A 25,873-nucleotide genomic window follows, 5' to 3' on the forward strand; every position below is an offset into this window, starting at 1 on the left:
CGCCACGGGCCACGGCGAGGAGCTGGGCGCCGAGGCAGATGCCGAGCGCCGGCACGTCGGTGGCGCTGACGACGGCGAGCAGGGCGCGCAGGGCGGGCAGCCACGGGGCACAGCTGTCGTCGTGGGCGTTCATCTGGCCGCCGAGCACGACGAGGCCGTCGCCCACCTCGGTGGGACCGGGGACGGGGTCCCCGAGGTCGGCGCGGACGAGGTGGACGTCGACGTCCCGCAGCCAGTCGGCGAAGCGGTCGAGCGTCACGTCGGGGGAGCTCTGCACGACGGTCACGCGCGGTCGGCGCGCGTCGCGCGGGCCGTCGTCGCGGCCCTCCGCGGGACCGCCGGTGGCGAGCACGCGGTCGGTGGTGTATGCGGTCACGCTTCCACGGTAGCCGCGTCGCCGCGCGGGACCGAAGGGCCAGGTCACATGTCCATCACGATCCCGGCGGCGCCCGGCTCGTCCCGCCGCGTCCGTTTCGGCGGACCGGCGCGTCCAGCCAACTCCCAGGTTCGCCCGTCCGGTCGGCGCCTGCTCCCAGGCGCCTCCCAGCGCGCGGCGCGAGACTGTGGCCATGAGCACCACGACCGGCGGCACCGAGGCCCGTCTCCTCGTCGTCGACGACGAGCCGAACATCCGCGAGCTGCTGGCCACCTCGCTGCGGTTCGCCGGCTTCGAGGTGCACGCCGCCGCCGACGGCGGGTCCGCCCTGCGGCTCGCGCGCGACACCGACCCGGACCTCGTCGTGCTCGACGTCATGCTGCCGGACATGGACGGGTTCACCGTCACGCGCCGTCTGCGCGAGAAGGGGCAGCACGTGCCGGTGCTGTTCCTCACGGCCCGCGACGACACCGCGGACAAGGTGCAGGGCCTGACGGTCGGCGGCGACGACTACGTGACGAAGCCGTTCAGCCTGGAGGAGGTCGTCGCGCGCATCCGGGCGATCCTGCGCCGCACCGCGCCCGACGAGGGCCTGGGCTCCTCGGTGCTGCGGTACGCCGACCTCGAGCTCGACGACGACACCCACGAGGTGCGGCGTGCCGGCCACCTGGTCGACCTGTCCCCCACCGAGTTCAAGCTGCTGCGCTACCTCATGCTCAACCCGAACCGGGTGCTGTCGAAGACGCAGATCCTCGACCACGTGTGGCAGTACGACTGGGGCGGCGACGCGAACATCGTCGAGTCCTACATCTCCTACCTGCGGCGCAAGATCGACCAGCTCACCGGGCCGGACGGCGAGCGGCTGCCGCCGCTGATCCACACGAAGCGGGGCGTGGGGTACCTGCTGCGCGAGTCGACGTGACGGCCGCCGGTGCGCCGGGCGGACCTGGTCCGCACGGGTCCGCCCCGGGCGAGGACCGCGACCCGCGCCCGGGCGCCGGCGGGACGACCTCGGCCGCGTCGACGCCCGGTGCACGACCGGCCGGCGGACCGTCCGCGGGGCCCGGCGCCCTCGCGCGCCTGCGCACCGCCTGGGCGACCGTGCCGCTCGTGCGGCGCCTGGTCGCGATCATCGTCGTGCTGCTCGGTGCGGGCCTCGTGCTCGCCGGCGCGGCGAGCACGACCCTGCTGCGCCGCACGCTCGTCGAGCAGACGGACGCGAAGCTGCGGGACGAGGGCCGCCGGCTGGCGCAGCAGACCGTCGACGCGCTGTCGGGGATGCCCGGGCTGGACGCCGTGGGCCCCTCCGACTACTACGTGCAGGCGCGGATCGGCGCCGTCGACGTCCCGCTCATCGGCCGCGCGCCGACGCTCGCCGAGTACGGGCGCCCGCACGTGCCCGACCTGACCGTCTCGCAGGCTGCCGCCCGCGCCGGCGAGCCGTACACGGTCGCGTCCTCCCGGCCCGGGTCGCGCTGGCGCACGGTGACGTTCCCCCTCGAGGACGGCAGCGGCTACATCACGGTGGCGCTGCCGCAGCGCGACCTCGACCGCGCCGTCGTCTCGCTCTCCCGGATCCTGCTGCTGAGCGGTACCGCGATCGTCCTGCTCGGCGCCGCGACCGGCACGTGGGCGGTACGCCGCTCGCTGCGTCCGCTCGACGAGATCGAGGACACCGCCGCGGCCATCGCGGCGGGCGAGCTCTCCCGGCGCGTGCCGACCGCGCCCACGACGACCGAGGTCGGGCGGCTGGGTGCCGCGCTCAACGGCATGCTCGCCCAGATCGAGCAGGCGTTCGACGCGCGCACGACCTCCGAGGCGCGCATGCGGCGCTTCGTCGCGGACGCGTCCCACGAGCTGCGCACGCCGCTGGCGACCATCCGCGGGTACGCGGAGCTGTACCGCATGGGCGCCACGACGACGCCGGAGCAGGTGGACGACACCATGCGCCGCATCGAGGGCTCCGCGACGCGCATGGGCTCGCTCGTGGAGGACCTGCTCGCGCTCGCGCGCCTCGACGAGGGCCGGCCGGGCCGGCTCGGGCCCGTGGACCTGACGGTGCTGGCCGCCGACGCCGTGAGCGACCTGCGTGCACTCGACCCGGAGCGGCCGGTGCGGCTGGAGACGGCCGGGTCCGGACCGGTGCTGGTGCAGGGCGACGAGGCGCGGCTGCGGCAGGTCCTGGCGAACCTCGTCGGCAACGCCGTGCAGCACACGCCGGCCGGCACGCCCGTGGAGGTGCGCGTCGGACCGGGCGAGCCGGGTGCGGACGCGCCGCGCACCGCGGTGCTCGAGGTCCGCGACCACGGGCCGGGCATCGCGCCGGAGCACGCCGCCCGGGTCTTCGAGCGCTTCTACCGCGTGGACGCCTCGCGCACGCGCGAGTCCGGTGGCTCCGGGCTGGGCATGGCGATCGTCGCCGCGATCGTGACGTCCCACGACGGGCAGGTCGGCATCTCGCAGACGCCGGGCGGCGGCACGACCGTGCACGTGGTGCTGCCCGTGGACGGCCCGGCCGGCGGCACCCCGGGCCCTGGCCGTGAGGGCGCGCGCGCCGAGGGTGCCGCCGAGGACCCGGGCGCGCGTCCGGCTCGCGGGACCACGGATGCCCTTCCGCCGTCGGACGTGGCTACGATGACGCGTCCTACGTCACCGTCGTGAGGCATGTTCCATGGGCGTCCATGACGCACCGGCCTGGCTCCTGCCGGCCTTCTCCCGCAGCGTGGTCGGAGCCGGCGGCACCGCGTCGGCCGAGGAGATCCGGCGTACCGGGGAGGACCTCCTCGACCGCTGGTCCCGTCCCGAGCGCCACTTCCACAACGTCAAGCACCTGGTGGACGTGCTCGCGCGCGTCGACGAGCTCGACGAGGAGGCGCACGAGCCCGACCTCGTCCGCCTCGCCGCCTGGTACCACGGGGCCGTGTTCGACTCGGCGGAGCGCAAGGCGTACGCCAACAAGGGCGGGGAGGACGAGGCCGCGAGCGCACGGCTCGCCCGCGAGCAGCTCACGGCGCTCGGGGTCCCCGACGCCCGGGCGCAGCGGGTCGCCGACCTGGTCTCCGCGCTGGTGCGCCACTCCCCCGACCGCCACGACATCGACTGCGCGGTCCTCTGCGACGCGGACCTCGCGATGCTCGCCGCCGAGCCGCAGCGGTACAAGGCCTACCTGAAGGACGTGCGGGCCGAGTACGCGCACCTGCCGCTCGAGGACTACGTGCGTGCCCGGACCCGCATCCTGCGCAAGCTCCTGGCACGCCCCTCGCTGTTCGTCAGCCCGCTCGCCCAGCCCTGGGAGGAGCCGGCGCGGCAGAACGTGTCCGCCGAGCTCCAGCGGTTGGAGAAGGAGCTGACGCGCCTCGAGGAGGCCGCCCGGGACGACCCGGCCCCACCCAGTGGCGGGCACGGGCAGGGCCCGCAGACCCCGCCCGGCGTCGGCACCCCCCAGCCCGCGCACCCGCGCTGAGGCCACGCCGGCGTGGGCAGCGGGTCGCGCGGGCGGCACGCCCCGGGCGGCCCGCGTCAGTGCGTGAACAGCCGCGCCGCGTGGGCCTCGGCGTCGGCGTAGGTGCGCGCGGCCGACTGCATCGCGGTGGCGATCTGCGCGAGCGACTGCTCGACGCGCGCCTGCGTCGCGGTCCACTCCGCGACGAGCGCCGAGAACGCCCCGGCCGCGCCGCCCCGCCACGACGCCTGCAGCTCCGTGAGCTGGCGCTGCATGCCGGCGACCTCCGCCTGGATCGTCGCCGCGCGGGCCATCACCGCCGCGGCCGACCCGTCGAGGTGTGCGGCGTCGACCTCGTACCTGCTCATGGGACCTCCTCCACGCCCGTCGCGGCCGCCCGGCGGCGACCCGTCGACGACGGACGCGCCGACGCTAGGAGCAGGAGGGGCCGCCGTCGCCGGCCCGCCGGCGGACGGTGCGCACCACGACCGTCGCCCGGGCTGTGGTCGGCTCGGGCTGTGGTCGGCTGGGATCCGGTCGGCTCAGGCTGTGGTCGGCTCAGGCTGTGGTCGGCTCGGGCTGTGGTCGGCTGGGCTCCGGTCGGCTCGGCGGGCGTCGGCGCAGACGCGACGTACGCTCGCCCGGTGACCGTGCTCCTCGACCCGCCGCTGTGGCCCCGCCACGGCACCGTGTGGGGGCACCTGGTCAGCGACGCGTCCTACGACGAGCTGCACGCGTTCGCGTCCCGGGCGGGCATCCCGCGCCGGGCGTTCGACCGCGACCACTACGACGTGCCCGCCGAGCGCTGGGACGAGCTGGTCCGGCTCGGGGCGGTCCCGGTGGGGACCCGTGAGCTCGTCCGCCGCCTGCGCGCCTCGGGCCTGCGCGTGCCGGGGCGCGACCGGAGGACGGACGCGGGGACCGCCGACCACCCCTGAGCGGTGTCCGCCCTCCGCGGTGTCGCTCCGCACGGCCGAGCCGTCCGCGCCGCTACCGCCCCGCCGCGAGGGCAGCCCGCCAGCCACCGGTGTCGGTGATGTCGGCACCGGCAGCCGCCGCCTCGGCCGTGCACCCGAAGCCGACCACCCACGTCCCGTCGGCGAGCTCGACGCGTCCGAGGGTCATGGGCGCCGGCAGGTCGGCGAGGAACGCGCCCAGCGCACCGGGCGACAGCCGCCACACCTCCCCCGCGACCGGCGCGCCGGCACCGGGCCCGACGCGGACCAGTCCGGGCTTGCGGGGCGACGTCGCCAGCGCGACGAGCCGGTAGGCGTCCGAGGTCGTCACGGCCCGCTCGAAGCGCGCACCGAGGTCCGCGAGCTGGCCCTGCAGCGGCTGCCCGCGCAGGTGCGCCCCGACGACCAGCAGCTCGACCGTGCCGTCCACGAGCAGCGGGGCGAGGACGGGGACCTCGTCCGCCGCGCCGCCGCCCGCACCCCCGGCCCCTGCGGACCGTCGTCGTGGCCCGGGGCCGTCAGGCGCGCGGCGAGGTCGAGCGCGAGCTGGTCCTCGCCGCCGCGGGCGAGCACGGTGACGCCGAACGGCCCGCCGTCCGCCTCGCCGGCGGGCACGGCGACCGCGGCGAGGTCGAGCAGGTTGACGAAGTTCGTGTACGTGCCGAGCCGCCGGTTGACCCCGACCGGGTCGGCCTGCACGGCCGCGATGGTCGGGTGCTCGGTCGTGGTGGGCAGCAGGAGCAGGTCGCAGCCGTCGAGCGTGCGCGCGAGCTCGGCACGGGCCGCGTCGAGCCGCAGGCGGTCGCGCACGTAGTCGGCCGCGGTGACGCGGCCACCGGCGAGGACGATGGCGGCGACGGTCGGGTCGGCGTCGGCCGGCCCGGTGGCGAGGAAGTCCCCGACTGCGGCGTACCGCTCCGCGACGATCGCGCCGTCGTAGAGCAGGCGTGCCGCGGCGAGCATGCCGGAGACGTCGACCTCGACGGTGCGCCCGCCGACCGTGCGCACGCGCCGGACGGCGGCCGCGAACGCGTCCCGCCAGGCGGGCGAGAGCGGCGCCAGGTCCTCGGCGCGCGGCACCGCGACGACGGGGGCGTCCCGCAGCGCGACGCGCACGTCGGCCGGCCAGGTCCGCGGGGCGACGCCCCCGGCACCGACCATGAGCCGCGTCGCGAGCGCGCCGAGGGCGAGGTCCCGGGTGAACGTCGTGACGACGTCGTACGACGCGCACGCCGGCACGACGCCGTCCGTCGGCACGAGGCCGACGCTCGTCTTGATGCCGACGAGGCCGTGGAACGCCGCCGGCACGCGGCCGGACCCGGCGGTGTCGGTGCCGATCCCGATGTCGGCGGCACCGAGCGCGACGGCGACGGCCGACCCGGAGGACGACCCCCCGGACACGCGCTCGGGCAGGGTCGCGTGCCGGACGGCGCCGTACGGGCTGCGCGTGCCGACGAGGCCCGTCGCGAACTGGTCGAGGTTCGTCTTGCCGAGCACGACCGCGCCCGCGTCCACCAGCGCCTGCACGGCGGGTGCGGTGCGCGCGGCCGGTCCGGGACGCCCGGCGGGGTGGGTGGCGTAGGACGGGCACCCGGCGGTCGTGGGCAGGCCCGCGACGTCCACGTTGTCCTTGACCGCGAGCACGAGGCCGGCCAGCGGCAGCTCCTCCCCGCGGCCACGCGGGCGTCGACGGCGGCGGCGGCCGCGAGCGCGTCGGCCTCGGGCACGACGGCGATCCACACCTCGGGCCGGTCGACCTCCCGCATGCGGGCGTACGCGGCGCGCACCCGCGCCTGCGCCGGGCCCTGGGGTGCGCGGTCCTCGCCCGCCGGTGCCGCGTCGACGACGCGCGCCGTCGACGTCGCGGCGCTCACGCGTCCACCGCCAGCACCGCGAGCGGCGCCCCGGGCCCGACGTGCTGCCCCGGTTCCACGAGCACCCGCACCACCCTCCCGTCGGACGGTGAGGGCACCGCCAGCTCCAGCTTCATGGCCTCCAGCGCGACGAGCAGGTCGCCCGCGCGCACGTCCGCCCCGCGGCGGCCTCGACCCGCCAGACGGAGCCGACCATCGGCGCCTCGACGAGCACGTGCCCGTCGAGCAGCTCGACCTCGGCGTCGACGACCCCGTGCGCGACCGCGGGCGCCTCCTCCTCGGGTGCCGCGTCGAGCTCGCCCGCGGCGGCCCACGCGTCGCGCTCGGCAGCGAACGCGGCGGCCTGGTGCGCGCGGAACGCGGCGATGTCCTCCGCGTGCTCGGTGAGCAGCGCGAGGTGCTCCCGGTAGGAGAACGTGCCGTGCTCGACCTGCACCTCGAGCCGCCCGGCGGCGAACGCCACGCGCTGCTCGGCGAGCTCCTCGGCGCCGACGGGGTGCCAGACGATCCGGTCGAAGAACCGCAGCAGCCACGGCGTCCCGGGCTCGAACACGCCGTGCTGGCGGTGCCCGGACCAGATGGGCACGGTCCGCCCGACCAGCTGGTACCCGCCGGGCGAGTCCATGCCGTACACGCACAGGTACTGGCCGCCCAGGCCGACCGTGTCGGCGGCCGTCCACGTGCGCGCCGGGTTGTACTTCGTCGTCATGAGCCGGTGCCGCGGGTCGAGCGGCACCGCGAGCGGCGCGCCCAGGTAGACGTCGCCCAGCCCGAGGACGAGGTACTCGGCCTCCGTCATGGTCCGCAGCACGTCCTCGCCCGACGCCAGCCCGTTGACGCGCCGCACGAACTCGACGTTGGACGGCAGCCACGGCGCCTCGGGCCGCACGCCGACCGTGTAGCGCGCGATCGCGTCGGCGACGACCGGGTCGTCGAACGAGAACGGCAGGTGGATGCGCCGCGACGGCACCTCCAGGTCCGCGGTGGCGGGCAGGTCGGCCTCCAGCGCGACGAGCACGTCGACGAGCGCACGCACGGTCAGCAGCGCCGGGTCGACGTGCACGTGCAGGCTGCGCACGCCGGGCGTGATGTCGACGACGCCGGGCAGCGCGCGCGCCCGCAGCGCCTCGCCGAGCGCGTGCACCCGCATCCGCAGGCCGAGGTCGAGCACCATCGGGCCGTACTCGACCAGCACGTTGTCGTCGGCGCCGCGCAGGTAGACGACGTCGGGGCGGCCGAGCGGGTCGGCGGGGTCGCCGGCGACGCGGGCGAGGACGCCGTCGTCGCCGTCCGGGCCGGTCGCCAGGTCGGCGGGCACGGACGCCGCCGCCCGCCGGACCGTCGAGGTGCGCAGCGCGTCCGCCGTCGCCTCGGGCACCGGCACCAGCCGCACGGTGTCGCCGGGGCGGATCTGGCCCATCTTCCAGCGGTGCCCGGCGACCACGGTGACCGGGCACGCGAACCCGCCGAGCGACGGCCCGTCCGGTCCGAGCAGGATCGGGGTGTCGCCCGAGACGTTGAGCGCGCCGACGGAGTACGGGTTGTCGTGCAGGTTGGACGGGTGCAGCCCGGCCTCCCCGCCGTCCGGGCGGGCCCACCGCGGCTTCGGGCCGGTCAGGCGGATGCCGGTGCGGTTGGCGTGCGTCTGCACCTGCCACGTGGCGTCGTAGAGCATGTCCATGTCGTCGGGGGTGAAGTACGTCGGCGCGGGCTGCGGGCCCTCCTGCACGGCGAGCTCCCACGCGTGGACGAGCTGCGGCCGCGCCTCCTCGGGGACCGCGACGGGCGTCGGCGCGTCGCCGACCGGCGCCGCCGGGACCAGGACGTCCCCGGTGGCGAGCGCCCGCCCGGTGTACCCCCCGAAGCCGCCGAGCGAGAACGTCGACGCCGACCCCAGGTACTCGGGCACGTCGAGCCCACCGCGCAGCAGCACGTACGTGCGCAGGCCGGTCCCCGTCGGGGCGCCGACGTCGAGCACCGCCCCCGCGGGCACCTCGACCGGCTCCCACTGCGGCACGGTCGCGCCGTCCACCGTCACGGGCGCGTCGGCCCCGGTCACGCACACGACCGTCGCGTGGCTGAACCGCAGACGGGGCCCCTGCAGCGTGCACTCCAGGCCGGGCGCCCCCTCGGGGTTGCCGAGCGCGACGTTGCCGAGCCGGAACGACAGGTCGTCCATCGGGCCGGACGGGCTGATGCCGACGTCCCAGTGCCCGAGCCGGCCGGGCCAGTCCTGGACCGTCGTCATGACGCCGGGACGCAGCACCTCGACCCACGGCTCGTCGTCGGTGACGTGCGCGAGCGTGCCGGTCGTGTGCGTCGCGTCGACGAACGCCTCCTCGGCGACCGCGGCGCGCAGCAGCGGCAGGTTGGTGACGACACCCGCGACCGAGGTGCCTGCGAGCGCGTCCGTGGCGGCCGCGAGGGCGGCGTCGCGGTCGTCCGCGTGCACGATCACCTTGGCGAGCATCGGGTCGTAGTGGCTCGTGACCTCCTGCCCCGTCTCGGCCCACGCGTCGACGCGCACGCCCTCGGGGTAGACCACCTCGGTGAGCAGGCCCGCGCACGGCTGGTAGCCGCGGCGGGGGTCCTCGGCGTAGACACGGGCCTCGACGGCGTGGCCGCGGCGCGCCGGGCCGTCGTCGGGGAGCGCGGCGAGCTCGTCGCGCAGGTCCGCGTCGCCGCGCGCGAGGCGCAGCATCCAGCCGACGAGGTCGACGCCGGTGATCGCCTCGGTCACCGGGTGCTCGACCTGCAGGCGCGTGTTGACCTCGAGGAAGGAGACCTCCTGGCGGTCGACGTCGTAGACGTACTCGACCGTCCCGGCCGAGCGGTAGGCGACCGAGGCCGTCAGGGCACGCGCGGACGTCGCGAGCGCGTCCCGGACCGCGTCCGGCAGCCCGGGCGCCGGCGCCTCCTCGACGACCTTCTGGTTGCGGCGCTGCAGCGAGCAGTCCCGGTCCCCGAGGCTGACGACCCTCCCGGCGCCGTCGCCGAACACCTGCACCTCCAGGTGCCGCGCGCGCCGCACGAAGCGCTCCAGGAACACCCCGCCGGACCCGAAGCTCGCCTGCGCGAGCCGCTGCACGCGTGCGTACGCCTCGCGCAGCTCGTCCGGGCCGTCGCACGCCTGCATGCCGATGCCGCCGCCCCCGCCGACGGCCTTGAGCATGACGGGGTAGCCGACGGCGTCCGCGGCGGCGAGGGCGGCGTCGGCGTCGTCCAGCAGACCGCTGCCCGCGATGAGCGGGACACCGGCCGCGCGCGCGGCCTCCCGGGCGCGGTGCTTGTCGCCGAACACCTCCAGGTGCGCGGGCGTCGGACCGACGAAGGCGAGGCCCGCCTCCTCGACCGCGGCCGCGAACGCTGCGTTCTCCGACAGGAACCCGTAACCGGGGTGGATCGCGCCGGCACCGGTGGCGAGCGCCGCCTCGAGCACCGCGTCGGCGCGCAGGTACGACTCGGCGGCGGGCGCCGGGCCGAGGCGGACCGCCTCGTCGGCGAGTCGCACGTGCGGGGCGGCGGCGTCGGCGTCGGAGAAGACGGCGACGGTGCGCAGGCCCAGCGCGGACGCGGTCCGCAGGATCCGGACGGCGATCTCGCCGCGGTTGGCCACGAGCAGGGTGTCGAACACGGCGGCCCCTCGGGTCGGTCCGGCGCGGGGCCGGAGGACGACCGGGGCTGTATACACCCCGGTATCCGGGACCGTAGGAGGGTGGTGTTTCGCCCCGAGCGTCCGGCCGTGAACGCTGCGTTACGACCGACGGCCCCGTGGGGCGGCACCGCGGCACGGGGCCGTGTGACGACGAGACCGCCGTCGTGGTCCTCAGCGACGCCCGACTCGACGGTCTGACCAACGGGGTGCGGATGAGAGGTGCGGGTGACGGCCTCAGCCCGCGAGCGCCATGCGCGCCATCGCCGCCGACGCCCGGTCCATGACGACCTCGAGCGACTCCCCCACGTGCTTGTGCAGCGCCGTGAGCGCCTCCGGCAGCCGGTCGGCGAGCACGAGCCGCAGGATCTCCAGGTGCTCGTCGATCGTGGCCGTGATGCGCTCGTCCTCGACGAAGTCGTGCATGCGCACGGCGCGGATCTTCTGGTTCACGGTGACGAGGGCGTCGGTGAGCTGCGCGTTGCCCGACGCGCGCGAGAGCACCTGGTGGAAGCCCTCGTCGACGACGACGAAGCTCGGGTCGGGCTCCGGGACGTCGTCGCGCATCTCCTCCCAGCGGGCCAGCTCGGCGCGCAGCATGCCCGCGTCGTGCTTGACCTGCGGGTTCTCGACGGCGCGGGCGATGCCGCGCAGCTCGAGCGTGATGCGCAGCTCGTAGAGGTTGCGCAGCGTCTCCAGGGACGGAACGACGACGGCGTACCCGAAGTCGGTGCGCTCCACCAGGCCGTCGGACAGCAGGCGCGAGAGCGCCTCGCGGACCGGCGTGCGGGACACCTCGAACGCCTTGGACAGCTTCGGCTCGGTGAGCCGCTCGCGCGGGGAGACGCGGCCGTTGAGGATCTCGTCGCGCAGCCGGTGGTAGACCGCCTCCCGCAGCGACCCGCCCGTCCCCGTCCCCATACCCGGGGAGCCTAGACCTGCGCCGACGTCCCCCGGTGCCGGCAGCACCACGCCCGTCACAGGGCCATCGCCGCGCGGACGACGTCCTGCTGCTCGGCGCCGCCCGTGCCCGTGGCCGTCACGCGCCCCGACTCCAGCACGTGGTACCGGGCGGCCGCCGCGAGGGCGAAGCCCACGTGCTGCTCGACCAGCAGCACCCCGAGCCCGCCCGCGGCGAGCTGCACGACCGCGTCCTCGATCTCGGCGACGACCGACGGCTGGATGCCCTCGGTCGGCTCGTCGAGCACCATGACGCGCGGACCGGTCACCAGCGCCCGGGCGATCGCGAGCTGCTGGCGCTGCCCGCCGGAGAGCAGGCCCGCGCGCCGGCCCAGCACCTCCCGCAGGGCGGGGAACAGGTCGAGCGCCTCGTCGACGCGGCGCGCCCCACCCGACCCGGCGGCGTCGGCGACGAGCTGCAGGTTCTCGCGCGCCGTCAGCTGCCCGAACGACTGCTGCCCCTGCGGCACGTACGCCAGGCCGCGACGCACCCGCTGGTGCGGCCGCGCCCGCGTGACGTCGTCCCCGTCGACCAGCACGGCCCCCGACCGCACGGGCAGCAGCCCGACCGCGGCCCGCAGCAGCGTCGTCTTGCCCGCGCCGTTGTGCCCGAGCACGGCGACGACCTGCCCGGCCGGCACCTCGACGTCGACGCCGTGCACGACCTCCGTGCGCCCGTACCCGACGTGCACCCCGCACAGCTGCAGCATCACTCCACCTCCGTGCTCGTGGCCGTGCCCGTCCCGCAGCCGGGCCGGCCGCCGTCCGCGACCCGCGCCCGTGCGTGCCCGTGCCCAGGTACACCTCGACGACCCGCGGGTCCGCCTGCACCTGGGCGACCGTCCCCTCGGCGAGGACCTTCCCCTGGTGCAGCACGGTCACCGACGACGCGAACGCCCGCAGGAACTCCATGTCGTGCTCGACGACCACGACGGTCCGCTGCTCGCCGATGCGCTGCAGCAGCAGGCCGGTCTCCTCGCGCTCGGCCTGGCTCATGCCGGCGACCGGCTCGTCGAGGAGCAGCAGGCGCGCGTCCTGCACGAGCAGCATGCCGATCTCGAGCCACTGCTTCTGCCCGTGGGCGAGGACGCCCGCAGGCAGGTCGCGCACGTGCGCCAGGCCCACGGTCTCGAGCGCCGCCTCGACCTCGGGCGGCACCGACCGCCGCCGTCGCAGCATGGTCAGCGGACCCCGCCGGGCGCCGGCCGCGATGTCGAGGTTCTGCAGCACGGTGAGCTCGTCGAAGACGCTCGCGGTCTGGAACGTCCGCCCCACGCCCGACCGCGCGATGCGGTGCGACGGCCGCCCGAGCAGGTCGACGCCGCCGAACTGCGCCGACCCGCCGGCCGCGACCAGCCCGGTGAGGGCGTCGACGACCGTGGTCTTGCCGGCGCCGTTCGGGCCGATGAGAAAGCGCAGGTCGCCCTGGGTGACGGTGAGGTCGACGCCGTCGACCGCGACGAAGCCGTCGAACTCGACCCGCAGGCCGCGCACCTCGAGGTAGTCGTGCCGGAACCGGGCGGCCGGTGCGGCGAGCACCTGCTCGAGCGCCTCGGTGTCGAGCCGCCCGGCCTCGGCCGCCGGTGTCGTGTCGCTCATGCGTGCCTCCCGGCGGAGTCGACGGTGTCGGTCGTGACGTCGGGTGTGCCCGCCGGCGGGTCCGCCGGGACGCCGCCCGCGCTGCCCGCACCGGGCCGCACGTCGGACGCCGGCCCCACCGCGGGGACCGCGGCCCCGCGCGCCCGCCGCCGGCGCAGCGCCCCGCCGAGGCTCGCGAGCCCGTTCGGCAGGAACGCGACGACGCCGATGAACAGGGCCCCCTGGAAGTAGGTCCAGAACGAGGGGAACTGCTCGGACAGGCTGGTCTCGGCCCACGACACCGCGATGGACCCGAGCACGGGCCCCAGCAGGGTCGCGCGCCCGCCGATGGCCACGCCGACCAGCAGCGCGATCGACGGCACCACGCCGACGTCGGCGGGCGAGATGATCCCGGCGACGGGCGCGAACAGCGCGCCCCCGACCGCCGCGAACGCCGCGGCCACCGCGTACGCGACGACCTTGACGACCGCCGGGTCGTAGCCGAGGAACCGCACGCGGTTCTCCTGGTCGCGCACCGCGACCAGCAGCTCGCCGTAGCGCGAGCGCATGAGCAGCCGCACCGCCACGACCATGACGACGAGCACGCCGGCGGCGATGTAGTAGAGCATCCGCTTGTTCACCGGGTCGGCGAGGTCGTAGCCGAAGAACGACCGGAACCCGTTGAGCCCGTTCGTCCCACCGGTGACCTTCTGCTGGCCGACGAGCAGGATCGCGAACGCGGCCGCGAGCGCCTGCGACAGGATCGCGAAGTACGCCCCGCGCACGCGCCGGCGGAACACCGCGAGCCCGAGCACGGCGGCCAGGCCGGCGGGCAGCAGCAGGATCGCCAGCACGGTCACCACGGGCGAGCGCAGCGGCTCCCACCACCCGGGCACGACCCCGTCGCCGTACAGGAGCATGAAGTCCGGCACGCCGCCGGGCCCTGCGTCCGACAGCTTCATGTGCATCGCCATGAGGTAGCCGCCGAGGCCGAAGAACACGCCCTGCCCGAGCACGAGCATCCCGCCGCGCCCCAGGCCAGGCCGATGCCGACCGCGACCATCGCCAGGCACAGGAACTTGGCGAGCAGGTTGAGCCGGAAGTCCGAGAGCACCGCGGGCGCGACGCCCACGAGCAGCACCACCGCGAGCGCGACGCCGCCCCACACGCGCACGCCCTCGCGCCGCCACCAGGCGGGGCGGGCCACGGCCGCCTCCACGGGGCCCACCTGCGCGGCGCTCACGCGAGGCTCCGCGTGCGGACCGAGACGAGCCCCTGCGGCCGCAGCTGCAGGAACGCGACGATGACGACGAACAGCAGCACCTTGGCCAGGCTCGCGGTCGTCGAGTACTCGAAGCCGGCCTGCAGGATGCCGAGCCCGACGGCCGCGAGCACGGCGCCCTTGAGCTGGCCGATGCCGCCGACGACCACGACGAGGAACGCGTCGACGACGTACGCGGTGCCGAGCGTCGGGCCGATCGACCCGAGCAGCGTGAGCGCCACGCCGGCGACGCCGGCGATGCCGGACCCGACGAAGAACGTGAGCCGGTCCGTCGCCCGGGTCGACACCCCGGACGTCTCGGCGAGGTCGCGGTTCTGCACCGTGGCGCGGATCCGCCGGCCCAGCGGCGTCACCTTGAGCACCACCGACAGGGCGAGGACCGCGGCGACCGCGAGCGCGAGGATGAACAGCCGGCTCCTCGGCACCTCCATGCCGAGCAGCGGCACCGCCCCGGACAGCCATGACGGCGCGCGCACGTCGACGTTGGGCGCGCCGAACACGTCACGGGCGGCCTGCTGCAGCACGAGCGAGACACCGAACGTCACGAGCAGGGTGTCGAGCGGGCGCCGGTACATGCGGGAGATGAGCGTGACCTCGAGCAGCAGGCCCAGCAGCCCGCCGACGAGGAAGCCGAGCGGCAGCGAGACGAGCAGCGAGACCCCCGCGTCGGGCAGCAGCTGCTGCACGACGAACGCGGTGTACGCGCCGGCCATCATGAACTCGCCGTGCGCCATGTTGATGACGCCCATCTGACCGAACGTCAGGGCCAGGCCGAGCGCCGCGAGCAGCAGGACCGAGCCGAGGCTCAGACCCGCGAACAGCTGAGGGAGCAGGGCGTCCATCGCCGCCGCCTTCCGTCGTGGGGTGGGACGCGCCGCCGCGCCGGGCGACGACCCGGCCGGCCGAGGGGTCGGACCGGCCGGGCCGCCGCGTCAGGGACGCGCGGAGCGCGCGGGTCGGGTCAGGACAGGCCCTCGGCCCAGTCGTAGCCCTCGAGGAACGGGTCCGGCTCGATCGGGCCGTCGGACTGCCACACCGGGTAGATGAGGCCGTCCTCGCGGATCTCGCCGACGTACGCGGTCTTGGCGATGTGGTGGTTGTCGCCGTTCACGGTGACGGTGCCCTCGGGCGCGTCGAACGAGACGCCGTCCGCGGCCTCCTGAATCGCCGCGACGTCGAAGGACTCGGCCTTCTCGACCATGCCCTTCCACAGGTAGAGGGACGTGTACGCCGCCTCCATGGGGTCGGACGTCGGGCGGTCGTCGCCGTACTTGGCCTTGAAGGCGCTGACGAACTCGGCGTTCGCCGGGGAGTCGACCGTCTGGTAGTAGTTCCAGGCCGTCAGCTGGCCCGCGACGTTCTCGACGCCGATGCCGCCGACCTCCTCCTCGGCGACCGAGACGGACACCACGGGCGCCACCTCGGGGGTGAGGCCGACGTTCTTGTACTCCTTGAAGAACGCCACGTTGGAGTCGCCGTTCAGGGTGTTGAACACCGCGTCGGCGCCCGAGGCCTTGAGCTTGTTGACGATCGTCGAGAAGTCGGTGTGCCCGAGGGGCGCGTACTCCTCGCCGACGACCTCGATGCCGTTCGCCTCGGCGTAGGCGTTGATGATCTTGTTCGCCGTCCGCGGGAAGACGTAGTCGGAGCCGACCAGGAAGACCTTCGTCTTCCCCTGCTCCTTCAGGTAGTCCATGCCGGGGATGATCTGCTGGTTGGTCGTCGCGCCCGTGTAGAAGACGTTCGGCGACGCCTCGAGGCCCTCGTACTGGACGGGGTAGAACAGCAGCGCGTCGTTGCCCTCGAAGACGGGCAGCATCGCCTTGCGCGACGACGACGTCCAGCCGCCGAAGACGGCGGCCACGCAGTCGGACGAGATGAGCTTCTCGGCCTTCTCCGCGAAGACGGTGGGCTCGGAGGCGCCGTCCTCGGCGACGACCTCGAGCTGCTTGCCGAGCACGCCGCCGGCCGCGTTGATCTCCTCCGCGGCGAGGTCGAGGGAGTCGCGGACGGTCTGCTCGGAGATGGCCATCGTGCCGGACAGCGAGTTCAGGAAGCCGATCTTGATCGTGTCGCCCGACGTGTCGACGCAGGACGCGCCGCCGGAGGACGAGGCACCGGTCTCGGCGCCGGCGCGGGCGCCGCAGGCGGACAGGGCGAGCGCGGTGGCGAGGACGCCCGCGGACAGCGCGAGCGCGCGACCCCGGGAGGCCCGGACGGGGAGGGGATGAGTGGTCAACGCAGGTGCCTTTCGACGGGACGAGCGGGAGGTCCTGACGTGCTCGGGTCGGCGGGGCTCCGCGTCGCACCGCGTTGTGTCCCGCGGCGTATACAGCCCTGCGCCCATGGCCGAGGACGCTAGGGACGTCGTGTTTCTGCTGGCCGACCCCCGGTGTGAACAGTCGGTTTCGCCGCCGCCGGCCGGGACGCACCGCGCGCGCGTACCACGGCGGGCGCGTTCCGGCCGGGTCGCGGTGGCGCGGCGACTACGCTCGGCGCATGTTCCTGCGACCCCTCGACCAGTCCGCCAAGCTCAAGGACGTCCTCTACGAGATCCGTGGCAAGGCGCTGGACGAGGCAGCACGCATGGAGGCCGAGGGCCGGCGCGTCCTCAAGCTCAACACCGGCAACCCGGCCGCGTTCGGGTTCGACGCGCCGCACCAGATCGTCGCCGACGTCATCGCGGCCGTCCCGCACGCGCACGGGTACACCGAGTCGCGCGGCATCCTCTCGGCGCGCCGCGCCATCGTCACGCGCTACGAGACCGTCCCCGGGTTCCCGACCTTCGACGTCGACGACGTCTACCTCGGCAACGGCGTCTCCGAGCTCATCACGATGACGCTGCAGGCCCTGCTGGACGAGGGCGACGAGGTGCTCATCCCCTCACCCGACTACCCGCTGTGGACGGCCATGACGAGCCTGTCCGACGGCAAGCCGGTGCACTACCGGTGCGACGAGTCGACCGGCTGGCAGCCGGACGTCGAGGACATCCGCGCGCGCATCACCCCGCGCACGAAGGCGATCGTCGTCATCAACCCGAACAATCCCACCGGGGCGGTGTACAGCCGCGAGGTGCTCGAGCAGATCGCCGCGGTCGCCCGCGAGCACAGCCTCCTGCTGCTCGCCGACGAGATCTACGACCGGATCCTGTTCGACGGCGCGCAGCACGTCCCGATGGCGTCCGTCGCGCCCGACCTGCTGTGCCTGACGTTCAACGGGCTGTCGAAGACGTACCGCGTGGCCGGGTTCCGCTCCGGCTGGGTCGTGATCACCGGTCCGCAGGCGCACGCGAAGGGGTTCATCGAGGGCATGACCCTGCTCGCCTCGACGCGCCTGTGCCCCAACGTGCCGGCGCAGCACGCCATCCAGGCGGCGCTGGGCGGCGTGCAGTCCATCGAGGGGCTCATCGCGCCGGGCGGGCGGCTGCACGAGCAGCGGCAGGTGGCGTGGGAGGGCCTGAACAAGATCCACGGCGTCGACTGCGTGCGCCCCGACGGCGCGCTCTACCTGTTCCCGCGCCTGGACCCCGAGGTGCACGAGATCCACGACGACGCGCAGCTGGTGTACGACCTGCTCGTCAGCGAGCAGATCCTGCTCGTCGCCGGCACGGGCTTCAACTGGCCGACGCCGGACCACCTGCGCCTCGTCACGCTGCCGGAGGCACGCGTGCTCGCCGAGGTGGTCGAGCGGATCGGCAACTTCCTGGCGTCGTACAAGCAGGTGCCCGCGCGCGTCTGAGGACCGCCCGGACGACCGAGGGGCCCGCCGCGCAGCCGCGCGGCGGGCCCCTCGTGCGCGGACGTCAGAGGACGAGCAGCGACCAGCCGCCGCGGCCGTACCCGCTCACCTCGACCCGCAGGTCCGTGCGGCGCACGTACGCCTTGACCCACGGCACCACGTCGGCCGGCAGCGGCTCGCCGGGCGCGTACACCGAGTCGAGCCGCACGTGCGGCACGTCCGGGCCGTTGAGCAGCGACGAGGCGACGTTGATGACCTCGCGCGCGTTCTCCTCCAGGTTCGGCGACAGCCCGCCCGCCGCCGCGTCCTCGGCGGCCGGCCGCGGCACGAGGCCGATCGCCGCGCCGACGTAGGCCGCGAGCGCGAGGTCCATGAGGATCATCGCGCGCAGGTGCAGCAGCCGGTCCACGAACAGCCCCACCAGCGCCCCGCCGGGCGCCTCCGGGTCCACCATGTCGCCGCCGGTGGTGACGACGACCTCACGCCCGAGCAGGTTCTCGAGCAGGTCGCGCACGTCCTTGGCGCTGGGCAGCGGCGTCTGCGGCTCCAGGCTCATGCCAGCACCGGCTCGATCGCGTCGCGGAAGGTCTCCGCCGTGAACGGCTTGACGATGAGGAACAGCGCCCCCTCGCGCTCGGCGAGCTCACGCATCTCGTCCGAGCCCTCCGACGTCACGAAGCCGAAGGGCGTCGAGAAGCCCTCGGCCCGCAGGCTGCGCAGCAGGTCGATGCCGTTCATCTCCGGCATGTTCCAGTCCGACAGGACGACGTCCGGCTCGTCCGCGCGCACGGCGGCCAGGGCCTGCGCCCCGTCGGCCGCCTCACGGACGTCCCAGTCGTAGCCGGCCTGTCGCAGCGTGCGGATGACGATCTGGCGCATGACGCGGCTGTCGTCCGCGATGAGCACGCGGATCATCGGTCCCTCCTCCTGTCCGGGCGGCTCGGCACAGCCACCCCTGACGCTCCCCTGGTCCTCACGGGTGCCTCGGCCGTCACAGCACGCCCCGCACCACGAGCTCCAGAGCCCGCCCGTGCCAGGCCAGGACCATCTCCGTGAGCACGAGCCCGCCCGGCAGACCCGGGTCGACGTCGGCCACCTGCGGCAGACCGAGCGTACCCGTCGTCTCGAGCAGCGACTTGACGTTGCCGCCGACGACGTTGACCACCTCGCCGAACGCGTCGACCAGGTCGGCGCGCTCGATCGGCTCGTCCTCGCCGAACCCGAGCAGGGCGCGGGCGAGCGCGTGCGCGGTGCTCGTCTCGGTCGTCAGGGAGGCACGCCCGGCCCAGTCGCCGTGCAGGTCGACCCACGCGGTGAGCGGCTCCTGCCAGCCCGGCGCCGCGCCCTCCCAGGGCACGATCGTGCCGACGTCGCCGTCGACCATGGACGCGAAGATGTCCTGCGCGATGGCGTAGACGTCCTCGCCTGCGATGACCTGGCTCATACGGGCTCCCCGGCCGCGACGAGGCCGAGCAGCTCGAGCTTGTCGCGGATCGCGTCGACGGTGAACGGCTTGATGAGGTACTCGTGCGCGCCTGCTGCCAGGGCGCGGACGATCTGCGACTGCTCGCTCTCGGTGGTGACCATCATGATCGTCATGCCCCGCAGGGAGCGGTCCTTGCGGACCGCGGTGACGAACTCGAGGCCGTCCATCACGGGCATGTTCCAGTCCACGCACACGAGGTCGACCGGACCGGTGGCGGCGAGCTTGTCCAGGGCGTCCTGGCCGTGCTCGGCGTCGTCCGTCTCGAACCCCAGCGTGCGCAGGGCCCGGGCCACGATGACGCGCATCGTGCGCGAGTCGTCGACGACCAGTGCTCTCATGTCAGCCCAGCTCCTCGGGTCGGGGTCGGCGTGGGGGCGGCGTCGCGGAGCATCCCGATCGTCTCCGCGAGGGCGGGGGCCGCAGGGTGCGGGACGGACGTCACCGGCACCGGCGTCGACCTGCCCGCGGAGGGCGTCGGCACGAGCGAACCCGGCCGCGCCGGGGCCGTCGGGCGGAAGGCGACGGTCGAGCCGAGCTGCACCCGCTCGAAGCCGTCGTGCACCCCGCTCGTCGTCTCGGCCGACCCCAGCACCAGCCACCCCTCGGGGCGCAGCGCCGTGCGCACGTGCTCCAGCACGGCGTGCCGCGTCGGCAGGTCGAAGTAGATGAGCACGTTGCGCAGGAACACCACGTCGAAGCCCCCGTGGGCGGGGTGTCGAGCAGGTTGTGCCGGCGGAACGTGACCGTGCGGCGCAGCGCGTCACCGACGCGCCAGTGCATGCCGTGCCGCTCCAGGTGCCGCACCAGCATGGCCGCCGGCAGACCCCGGTTGACCTCCAGCTGCGTGTACTCGCCCGCCCGGGCGCGCTCCAGCACCTGGGTCGACAGGTCCGTGGCCAGCACCTCGGGACGCGCCTCCGGCCCCAGGGTCTCGGCCAGGACCATCGCGATCGAGTACGGCTCCTGGCCCGTCGAGCAGGCCGCCGACCAGATCCGCGGCGCGAGCCGGCTGCCCCGCTCGGCGAGCGCCGGCAGGATGTGCCGGCGCAGCGCCTCGAACGGCGCGACGTCGCGGAACCACGACGTCTCGTTGGTCGTCAGGGCCTCGACGACGTCGTCGTGCGCCGGGGAGCCCGGCTGCTCGGCGCGCAGGCGCGCGACGTACGCGTCGACGTCCGGCAGGCCGGCCTCCCGCGCGAGCGGCATCAGCCGGCTCTCCACGAGGTACTCCTTGCCGTCCTCCAGCTGGATGGCGCTGGTGCGGCGCACGTGCTCCGCCACGTAGGCGAACGTGTGCCGTGCGATGCTCACGAGATCCTCCCGACCGGCGCTCGTCGCGCCTGCGTGACGGTGCTGGTCACCGCGTCGGCGATCTCGCCGAGCGGCAGCACCGCATGTGCCCAGCCGGCCGTGGCGACCGCGCCGGGCATGCCCCAGACGACGCTCGTCGGCTCGTCCTGGACGACGACCGTTCCGCCCGCGTGCACGACGGACTCCGCACCCGCGCGGCCGTCGGCACCCATGCCGGTCAGCACGACCGCGAGCAGCTCGCCGCGCACCGCGTCGACCGCGGAGCGCAGCAGCACGTCCACCGCGGGGCGGCAGTAGTTGACCGGCGGGCCGTCGTCCAGGTGCGCGACCAGCTCGCCCGCGGCGTACCGGACCACGAGGTGCCGGTCGCCGGGCGCGACGTACGCGTGCCCGGGCTCGAGCACCTGGCCCTGCTCCGCCTCGTGCACCCGGACCGGCCCGAGCCGGTCGAGGCGCTGGGCGAGCTGACGGGTGAACACGGGCGGCATGTGCTGCACGACCACGACCGGCACGGGCAGCACGGGCAGCGCGCCCACCAGCCGCGAGAGCGCCTCCGGACCGCCCGTCGACGCACCGACCGCCACCAGGCGGACCCGGTGGTGCGGCGCGGCGGGCCGCAGCACCGGGACCGGTGCGGGCCTCGTGACCGGGACGGCCGGCGCGGTGACCGCCCGCAGGGGCCGGACCGGAGCACGCACCTCCTCGCCGCCGCGCGGCGGTGCGAGCGCGAGGATCCGCGGGACCAGCTGCGCCGCGACCTCCGCGAGCGCGGCGGCCATGCTGGCGGTGCTGCCGGGCTTCGTGACGTAGTCCGTCGCACCGGCCTGCAGCGCGTCGAGCGTCGCCTCGGCGCCGCGCTCCGTCAGCGTCGAGAACATGATCACCGGCTGCCGGTGGCCCGCGGCGCGCATCGCGCGCACCGCCCCGATGCCGTCGAGCTCGGGCATCTCGACGTCCATCGTCACCAGGTCGGGCGCGAGCTGCTCGATCTTCGCGAGCGCGATGCGCCCGTTGGCCGCCACGCCCACCACGTCGATGCGCGGGTCGCGCGAGAGCACCTCGGTGACGAGGCGGCGGACGACGACCGAGTCGTCGACCACCAGCACCCGGGTCCGTGCCACGTCCGTGTCCGTCCGTCCTCGTCGCGCGTCAGTACGTGAAGGCGGCCACGCGGCGGCGCAGCTCGTCCGACATGCGCGCCAGCTCCGACACCGACGACGTCATCTGCCCGACGACCTGCGACGACGACTGGGCCGACGTCGCGACGCCCGTGATGTTCTCGGCGATCTCGCCCGAGCCCGTGGCGGCCTCGACGACACCGCGCGACATCTCGTTCGTCGTGGCGGTCTGCTCCTCCACGGCCGAGGCGATCGTCAGCTGGTAGTCGTTGATCGAGGCGATGACGGAGCCGATCTCGCCGATCGCCGAGACCGCACCGGTCGTGTCCTGCTGGATAGCCTCGACGCGGCGCGCGATGTCCTCGGTCGCCCGCGCGGTCTCCTGCGCGAGCTCCTTGACCTCACCGGCGACGACCGCGAAGCCGCGGCCCGCGTCACCGGCCCGCGCCGCCTCGATCGTGGCGTTGAGGGCGAGCATGTTCGTCTGCTCCGCGATGCTGGTGATGAGCTTGACGACGTTGCCGATCTCCGCGCTGGACGAGCCCAGGCGCGTGACGGTGTCGTTCGCGCTATGCGCGGCCGCCGTCGCGGCGTGGGCGACGCGCGCCGCCTCGGACGCGTTCTGCGCGATCTCGCGGATCGAGGCACCCATCTGCTCGGCACCGGCGGCGACCGCCTGCACGTTGCGCGACACCTGCTCCGCTGCGGCGGCGACGACGCCGGCCTGCGCGCTGGTCTCCTCCGAGCCCGCGGCGACCTGGCTGGACGCGGCCGACAGCTCCTCGGCCGCGGAGGCGACGGTCTGGGCGGCCTCGGCGACCCCCGTCAGCGTCGTGCGGACGGACTGCTGGGCCTGGCCGAGCGAGGCGGCCATCGCGCCGAGCTCGTCGCGGGAGCGCACGTCGGCGGGCACCGTGAAGTCGCCCTCCGCCATCGCCTCGAGCGAGCGGCGGACCTTGACGACACCGGCGCGGACGCGGCGGCCCATGAGCACCGCCAGCGCCACGCCGCCGACGATCGCGACGAGGAAGCTGATGACGACCCGGCGCGTGGCGGCGTCCGCCGCCGCGGCGGCCTCGTCGGCCGTCGTGCCCATGTGCGCCTCGAGCTCGGCGCGGGTGGTGTCGAGGTACTCGGTGAACGTGGCGACCAGCGGCTCGCTGACGTCCCGCACCATCCGGTCGTACGCCTCGCTGTCGCCCGACGTCGCCGGCGGGACGAGGAGGGTGTCGCGCTGGTCCTGCCACCGGTTGAAGCCGCCCCAGAACGCCTGCCAGCTGGCCCAGGAGCCGATCTCGGAGGAGTCGAGCGCCGCGACCTGCTCCGCGAGCAGCGCGTCCGTCGCGGCCAGCTCGTCGAGCCAGCGCTGCTTCACCTCGGGCGAGTTCGTCGCGGCGAGCTGGGCGATGACGAGCTGGGCGTGCAGCTGCTGGTAGCGCACGTTCTCCAGGCCGACGAGCGTCTTCTCCTGCATCTCGACGATCTGCGCGCTGCGGTCGGCGACGTCCTGGAGGCTGACGACGGCGTACGCCCCGGCGGACCCGGTCAGCACGGCCATGAGCGCGACGAGACCGAGGATCTTGGTCAGCACCGAGGCGCCGACCCGCGGCAGCCGCAGACGCAGCCGCGGCCGAGGGACACGCAGGCGCAGCCGGCGCCACACCGTGGTGATGATGCTCATCGCGGGCTCCTTGGAGGGCAGCGGGTGGTCGGTGGGGTCCGTCGGGCCCGGCCGCCCCGACCGATCGGCCGGGGGGACCGGGTCCTGAGTCGTCGACGCGGCCACGTCAGGCCGCCGGCACGGTCGCGTCGAGGTCGAGCACGTGCAGCAGCCCCTCGGGCAGCACGTGGGCGCCGCGCACCAGCGCGCGGACGCTCGCGTCGAGGGTCTCCGGCGCGGGTGCGAACGTCTCCTCGTCGGCGTCGACGACGTCGCCGAGGGAGTCGACGACGAGCGCGACGTCCTCGTCGTGCACGTGCACGACGACGAGGGTCGCCTCGGGCGGCACCGCCCGGGAGGGCAGGCCCAGCGGCACGCGCGGGTCGACGACGGGCACGACGCGGCCCCGCAGGTTGAGCAGGCCGACGACGTCGTCGGGCGCGAGCGGGACGCGCGGCCCGGTGGCGGTGCGCAGCACCTCGCGCACGCGCTGGACGTCGACGCCGTAGCGGGCGTCGTCGAGGGCGAAGGTCACCAGCCTGCTCATCGTGCGGCTCCCACGAGCTCGTCGGCGGACTCGGGCTCGTCGTCGAGGAACGTCGGGTCCGCCGCCCGCACCGCCGCCTGCCAGTCGAGGCGCTCGGTGACGCGGCCGCCGATGACGGTCGAGCCGAGCAGCCCCACGTCGGCGACCGGCGAGTGGTCGGCCTCGTGGTCCCGCTCGACGTCGACGATCCCGTGCACGACCAGGCCGACCGTGCGCGAGCCGCGCGTGAGCACGACGACGATCTGCTCCTGCGGCCCGTCGCCGGCCCCGATGAGCCGGTCGACGCGGGCCAGGGGCAGGATGTCGCCGCGGTAGCGCAGCACGTCCCGCCCGCCCACGCGCTCGAAGTCGTCCACGCGGACGGGTTCGAGCCGGGTCAGCAGGTGCGACGGCAGGCACACGCGGCGGTCGTCGACCGAGACGACGAGGACCTCCTCGCCCGGGTCGCCGGCGTCCGTCGCGACGTCCGGCTCGTCCTCCTCCACGGCCTCCGCGTCGCCCGCGAGGTTGCGCCGGGCGAGCGCCTGCAGGTCGAGGATGAGCGCGAGCTCGCCGTCGCCGAGCACGGTCGCGCCGGAGTAGGCGCCGACGCCCTTGAGGCGCGCGGACAGCGCCTCCACGACGATCTCCTCGGTGGTCAGCACGCGGTCGACCACGAGCCCGAAGCGGTACCGGTCGACCTGCAGCACGAGGACGACGGACCCGGGCGGCGGCTGCGTCGCCTCGGAGACGCCGAGCGCGGTACCGAGCAGCACGAGCGGCAGCAGGCGCCCGCGCAGCCGGTACACCGGCGCGCCGTGCACGTGCTCCACGGCGGAGGTGCCGGAGCGGCCGTCCGCGGAGACCAGCTCGAGGACGCTGGTCTGCGGCACCGCGTAGACGCGCCCGGCGCACTCGACCGTCAGGGCCGGGATGATCGCGAGGGTCAGCGGCATGCGCAGACGCCACACCGTGCCCTCGCCCGGCGTCGTCTCGACGTCGACCGTGCCGCCGACGGCCTCGATCTTGGTGCGCACGACGTCCATGCCGACGCCGCGGCCGGACACGTTCGTCACGCTGGCGGCGGTCGAGAAGCCCGGGAGGAACAGCAGGTTCAGCAGCTCCGCCGTCGAGGCGGACGCGACCTGCTCCGGCGTGCGCAGGCCGCGCTCGACGGCCTTGGCGGCGACCGCGGCGGCGTCGATGCCCCGCCCGTCGTCGGCGACCTCGATGACCACCTGGCCGCCGGCGTGCACGGCCCGCAGCGTGAGGCGGCCCTTCGCCGGCTTGCCCGCCGCGACGCGCACGTCCGGCGGCTCGATGCCGTGGTCGACGGCGTTGCGCACGAGGTGCGTGAGCGGGTCCCGGACGGCCTCGAGCAGGCTGCGGTCGAGCTCGGTCTCGCCGCCGACGAGCTCGAGCTGCACCTCGCGGCCGCAGGCCGTGGCGAGGTCGCGCACGATGCGCGGCATCTTGGACCACAGGTGCTCCATGGGCTGCATGCGCGTGCGCATGACGCCCTCCTGCAGCTCGCCCGCGATGAGGTCGAGCCGCTGCGCGGAGCGCACGAGGTCGACGTCGTCGGTGGCGGCGGCGAGCCGGCTGATGCGGTTGCGGGCCAGCACGAGCTCGCCGACCTGGCGGACCAGCGCGTCGAGCAGGGCGACGTCGACGCGGATGGCGGCGTCGGCCGCCGCCGCGCGCTGGCCGTGCTCCTCGGCCGGGGCCTTCGGCTCGGCCGCGGGGGCCGGGGCGGAGGCGGGGGCCGGGGCGGGTGCGGTGGCCGCGGGGGCGGACTGGGCGCGCTCCGCGGCGGGGGCTCGTGCGGTGCGGGCAGCACGGCGGCCGCCGCGTCCTGCGCGGCCGGCACGGGGGCCGGCGCCGCGGGCTCGGCCGGCGCGGGAGCGGGCGGGG

The 25,873-nt window shown here is 75.1% G+C and carries 22 protein-coding genes and 4 pseudogenes; 5 read left to right on the forward strand and 21 right to left on the reverse strand.

Features of this window, described 5'->3' with window-relative positions:
- Nucleotides 1–31: 31 nt before the first annotated feature.
- A pseudogene (locus GC089_RS20200) lies at nt 32–631 on the reverse strand (hypothetical protein); the annotation flags it as partial.
- Here GC089_RS20200 and GC089_RS15090 point away from each other — a divergent pair.
- From GC089_RS15090 to GC089_RS15100, 3 genes are read left to right on the forward strand one after another with little or no spacing between them, the layout of a single operon-like run.
- Nucleotides 570–1,298 (forward strand): response regulator transcription factor, encoded by a 729-nt coding sequence (locus GC089_RS15090; RefSeq protein WP_155378332.1) that lies wholly within the window; start codon nt 570–572, stop codon nt 1,296–1,298. The pseudogene GC089_RS20200 and the gene GC089_RS15090 sit on opposite strands and share 62 nt — an antisense overlap.
- Nucleotides 1,295–3,037 (forward strand): HAMP domain-containing sensor histidine kinase, encoded by a 1,743-nt coding sequence (locus tag GC089_RS15095; protein ID WP_230684854.1) that lies wholly within the window; start codon nt 1,295–1,297, stop codon nt 3,035–3,037. The genes GC089_RS15090 and GC089_RS15095 overlap by 4 nt, the downstream gene beginning before the upstream one ends.
- A gap of 10 nt (nt 3,038–3,047) precedes the next feature.
- Nucleotides 3,048–3,839 carry a hypothetical protein gene (locus tag GC089_RS15100; RefSeq protein ID WP_230684855.1) on the forward strand — a complete coding sequence of 264 codons (792 nt, stop codon included), beginning with the start codon at nt 3,048–3,050 and terminating at the stop codon, nt 3,837–3,839.
- A gap of 56 nt (nt 3,840–3,895) precedes the next feature.
- On the opposite strand, the gene GC089_RS15105 is transcribed toward GC089_RS15100, so the two are convergent.
- Nucleotides 3,896–4,186 (reverse strand): WXG100 family type VII secretion target, encoded by a 291-nt coding sequence (locus GC089_RS15105; protein ID WP_155378333.1) that lies wholly within the window; start codon nt 4,184–4,186, stop codon nt 3,896–3,898.
- 276 nt (nt 4,187–4,462) lie between these two features.
- Here GC089_RS15105 and GC089_RS15110 point away from each other — a divergent pair, with 276 nt between their 5' ends.
- Nucleotides 4,463–4,756: a DUF4031 domain-containing protein gene (locus GC089_RS15110; protein ID WP_155378334.1), complete on the forward strand. Its 294-nt coding sequence runs from the start codon at nt 4,463–4,465 to the stop codon at nt 4,754–4,756.
- Nucleotides 4,757–4,808: 52 nt separating this feature from the next.
- Here GC089_RS15110 and GC089_RS19310 read toward each other — a convergent pair whose 3' ends face one another.
- The 10 genes and pseudogenes from GC089_RS19310 to urtA all read right to left on the reverse strand — a co-directional run bounded on the left by GC089_RS19310 (nt 4,809) and on the right by urtA (nt 16,359).
- Nucleotides 4,809–5,105 carry a hypothetical protein gene (locus GC089_RS19310; RefSeq protein WP_230684856.1) on the reverse strand — a complete coding sequence of 99 codons (297 nt, stop codon included), beginning with the start codon at nt 5,103–5,105 and terminating at the stop codon, nt 4,809–4,811.
- Nucleotides 5,102–6,397 (reverse strand): amidase family protein, encoded by a 1,296-nt coding sequence (locus GC089_RS15115; RefSeq protein ID WP_230684857.1) that lies wholly within the window; start codon nt 6,395–6,397, stop codon nt 5,102–5,104. Before GC089_RS15115 ends, GC089_RS19310 begins: the two co-directional genes overlap by 4 nt.
- A gap of 247 nt (nt 6,398–6,644) precedes the next feature.
- Nucleotides 6,645–10,282 (reverse strand): annotated as a pseudogene (uca, locus tag GC089_RS15120) (urea carboxylase).
- A gap of 255 nt (nt 10,283–10,537) precedes the next feature.
- Entirely contained in the window at nt 10,538–11,221 is a 684-nt protein-coding gene (locus tag GC089_RS15125) for a GntR family transcriptional regulator (RefSeq protein ID WP_155379272.1), read from the reverse strand.
- 56 nt (nt 11,222–11,277) lie between these two features.
- Nucleotides 11,278–11,970 (reverse strand): urea ABC transporter ATP-binding subunit UrtE, encoded by a 693-nt coding sequence (gene urtE / locus GC089_RS15130; RefSeq protein ID WP_155378335.1) that lies wholly within the window; start codon nt 11,968–11,970, stop codon nt 11,278–11,280.
- 109 nt (nt 11,971–12,079) lie between these two features.
- Nucleotides 12,080–12,859: pseudogene (urtD, locus tag GC089_RS15135) on the reverse strand (urea ABC transporter ATP-binding protein UrtD); the annotation flags it as partial.
- Entirely contained in the window at nt 12,856–13,860 is a 1,005-nt protein-coding gene (gene urtC / locus GC089_RS15140; protein ID WP_230684858.1) for an urea ABC transporter permease subunit UrtC, read from the reverse strand. The pseudogene urtD and the gene urtC, both read right to left, overlap by 4 nt.
- Entirely contained in the window at nt 13,797–14,081 is a 285-nt protein-coding gene (locus GC089_RS19315) for a hypothetical protein (protein ID WP_230684859.1), read from the reverse strand. Before GC089_RS19315 ends, urtC begins: the two co-directional genes overlap by 64 nt.
- Complete coding sequence (urtB, locus tag GC089_RS15145) at nt 14,078–14,962, reverse strand: urea ABC transporter permease subunit UrtB (protein ID WP_155378336.1); 885 nt, start codon at nt 14,960–14,962, stop codon at nt 14,078–14,080. The genes GC089_RS19315 and urtB overlap by 4 nt, the downstream gene beginning before the upstream one ends.
- Before the next feature lie 119 nt (nt 14,963–15,081).
- Entirely contained in the window at nt 15,082–16,359 is a 1,278-nt protein-coding gene (gene urtA / locus GC089_RS15150; RefSeq protein ID WP_370514021.1) for an urea ABC transporter substrate-binding protein, read from the reverse strand.
- Nucleotides 16,360–16,619: 260 nt separating this feature from the next.
- Between urtA and GC089_RS15155 the strand changes: the two genes are divergently transcribed.
- Nucleotides 16,620–17,858 (forward strand): pyridoxal phosphate-dependent aminotransferase, encoded by a 1,239-nt coding sequence (locus GC089_RS15155; RefSeq protein WP_155378338.1) that lies wholly within the window; start codon nt 16,620–16,622, stop codon nt 17,856–17,858.
- A gap of 64 nt (nt 17,859–17,922) precedes the next feature.
- Here the strand turns inward: GC089_RS15155 and GC089_RS15160 are convergent, their stop codons facing one another.
- The 9 genes and pseudogenes from GC089_RS15160 to GC089_RS15200 form a co-directional block, all read right to left on the reverse strand.
- Entirely contained in the window at nt 17,923–18,414 is a 492-nt protein-coding gene (locus tag GC089_RS15160; RefSeq protein ID WP_230684860.1) for a hypothetical protein, read from the reverse strand.
- Complete coding sequence (locus tag GC089_RS15165) at nt 18,411–18,773, reverse strand: response regulator (protein ID WP_230684861.1); 363 nt, start codon at nt 18,771–18,773, stop codon at nt 18,411–18,413. Before GC089_RS15165 ends, GC089_RS15160 begins: the two co-directional genes overlap by 4 nt.
- A 76-nt stretch (nt 18,774–18,849) precedes the next feature.
- Nucleotides 18,850–19,302, reverse strand: a complete 453-nt coding sequence (locus GC089_RS15170; protein WP_155378339.1) for a chemotaxis protein CheX — start codon at nt 19,300–19,302, stop codon at nt 18,850–18,852.
- Nucleotides 19,299–19,682: a response regulator gene (locus GC089_RS15175; protein WP_155378340.1), complete on the reverse strand. Its 384-nt coding sequence runs from the start codon at nt 19,680–19,682 to the stop codon at nt 19,299–19,301. The genes GC089_RS15170 and GC089_RS15175 overlap by 4 nt, the downstream gene beginning before the upstream one ends.
- Nucleotides 19,679–20,655, reverse strand: a pseudogene (locus GC089_RS20205) (protein-glutamate O-methyltransferase CheR). Before GC089_RS20205 ends, GC089_RS15175 begins: the two are co-directional and overlap by 4 nt.
- Nucleotides 20,652–21,776 carry a chemotaxis-specific protein-glutamate methyltransferase CheB gene (gene cheB, locus GC089_RS15185; RefSeq protein ID WP_155378341.1) on the reverse strand — a complete coding sequence of 375 codons (1,125 nt, stop codon included), beginning with the start codon at nt 21,774–21,776 and terminating at the stop codon, nt 20,652–20,654. Before cheB ends, GC089_RS20205 begins: the two are co-directional and overlap by 4 nt.
- A 28-nt stretch (nt 21,777–21,804) precedes the next feature.
- On the reverse strand, nt 21,805–23,454 hold the full coding sequence (locus GC089_RS15190) for a methyl-accepting chemotaxis protein (RefSeq protein WP_230684863.1): 1,650 nt from the start codon (nt 23,452–23,454) through the stop codon (nt 21,805–21,807).
- A 106-nt stretch (nt 23,455–23,560) separates the two neighbouring features.
- Nucleotides 23,561–23,980: a chemotaxis protein CheW gene (locus GC089_RS15195; protein WP_155378342.1), complete on the reverse strand. Its 420-nt coding sequence runs from the start codon at nt 23,978–23,980 to the stop codon at nt 23,561–23,563.
- Nucleotides 23,977–25,584, reverse strand: coding sequence for a chemotaxis protein CheA (locus GC089_RS15200; RefSeq protein WP_230684864.1), 1,608 nt, complete (start codon nt 25,582–25,584; stop codon nt 23,977–23,979). The genes GC089_RS15195 and GC089_RS15200 overlap by 4 nt, the downstream gene beginning before the upstream one ends.
- Nucleotides 25,585–25,873: the final 289 nt, after the last annotated feature.

It is taken from the genome of Cellulomonas sp. JZ18, assembly GCF_009720485.1.
Lineage (GTDB): Bacteria > Actinomycetota > Actinomycetes > Actinomycetales > Cellulomonadaceae > Cellulomonas.

Bases quoted from the DNA above. Each gene is read 5' to 3' on its own strand.
- GC089_RS15090 (WP_155378332.1), top strand. From the start codon at position 570: ATGAGCACCACGACCGGCGGCACCGAGGCCCGTCTCCTCGTCGTCGAC.
- GC089_RS15100 (WP_230684855.1), top strand. From the start codon at position 3,048: ATGGGCGTCCATGACGCACCGGCCTGGCTCCTGCCGGCCTTCTCCCGC.
- GC089_RS15105 (WP_155378333.1), bottom strand. From the start codon at position 4,186: ATGAGCAGGTACGAGGTCGACGCCGCACACCTCGACGGGTCGGCCGCG.
- GC089_RS15125 (WP_155379272.1), bottom strand. From the start codon at position 11,221: ATGGGGACGGGGACGGGCGGGTCGCTGCGGGAGGCGGTCTACCACCGG.
- urtE (WP_155378335.1), bottom strand. From the start codon at position 11,970: ATGCTGCAGCTGTGCGGGGTGCACGTCGGGTACGGGCGCACGGAGGTC.
- urtC (WP_230684858.1), bottom strand. From the start codon at position 13,860: ATGCTCGTGCTCGGGCAGGGCGTGTTCTTCGGCCTCGGCGGCTACCTC.
- urtB (WP_155378336.1), bottom strand. From the start codon at position 14,962: ATGGACGCCCTGCTCCCTCAGCTGTTCGCGGGTCTGAGCCTCGGCTCG.
- GC089_RS15155 (WP_155378338.1), top strand. From the start codon at position 16,620: ATGTTCCTGCGACCCCTCGACCAGTCCGCCAAGCTCAAGGACGTCCTC.
- GC089_RS15160 (WP_230684860.1), bottom strand. From the start codon at position 18,414: ATGAGCCTGGAGCCGCAGACGCCGCTGCCCAGCGCCAAGGACGTGCGC.
- GC089_RS15165 (WP_230684861.1), bottom strand. From the start codon at position 18,773: ATGATCCGCGTGCTCATCGCGGACGACAGCCGCGTCATGCGCCAGATC.
- GC089_RS15170 (WP_155378339.1), bottom strand. From the start codon at position 19,302: ATGAGCCAGGTCATCGCAGGCGAGGACGTCTACGCCATCGCGCAGGAC.
- GC089_RS15175 (WP_155378340.1), bottom strand. From the start codon at position 19,682: ATGAGAGCACTGGTCGTCGACGACTCGCGCACGATGCGCGTCATCGTG.
- GC089_RS15190 (WP_230684863.1), bottom strand. From the start codon at position 23,454: ATGAGCATCATCACCACGGTGTGGCGCCGGCTGCGCCTGCGTGTCCCT.
- GC089_RS15195 (WP_155378342.1), bottom strand. From the start codon at position 23,980: ATGAGCAGGCTGGTGACCTTCGCCCTCGACGACGCCCGCTACGGCGTC.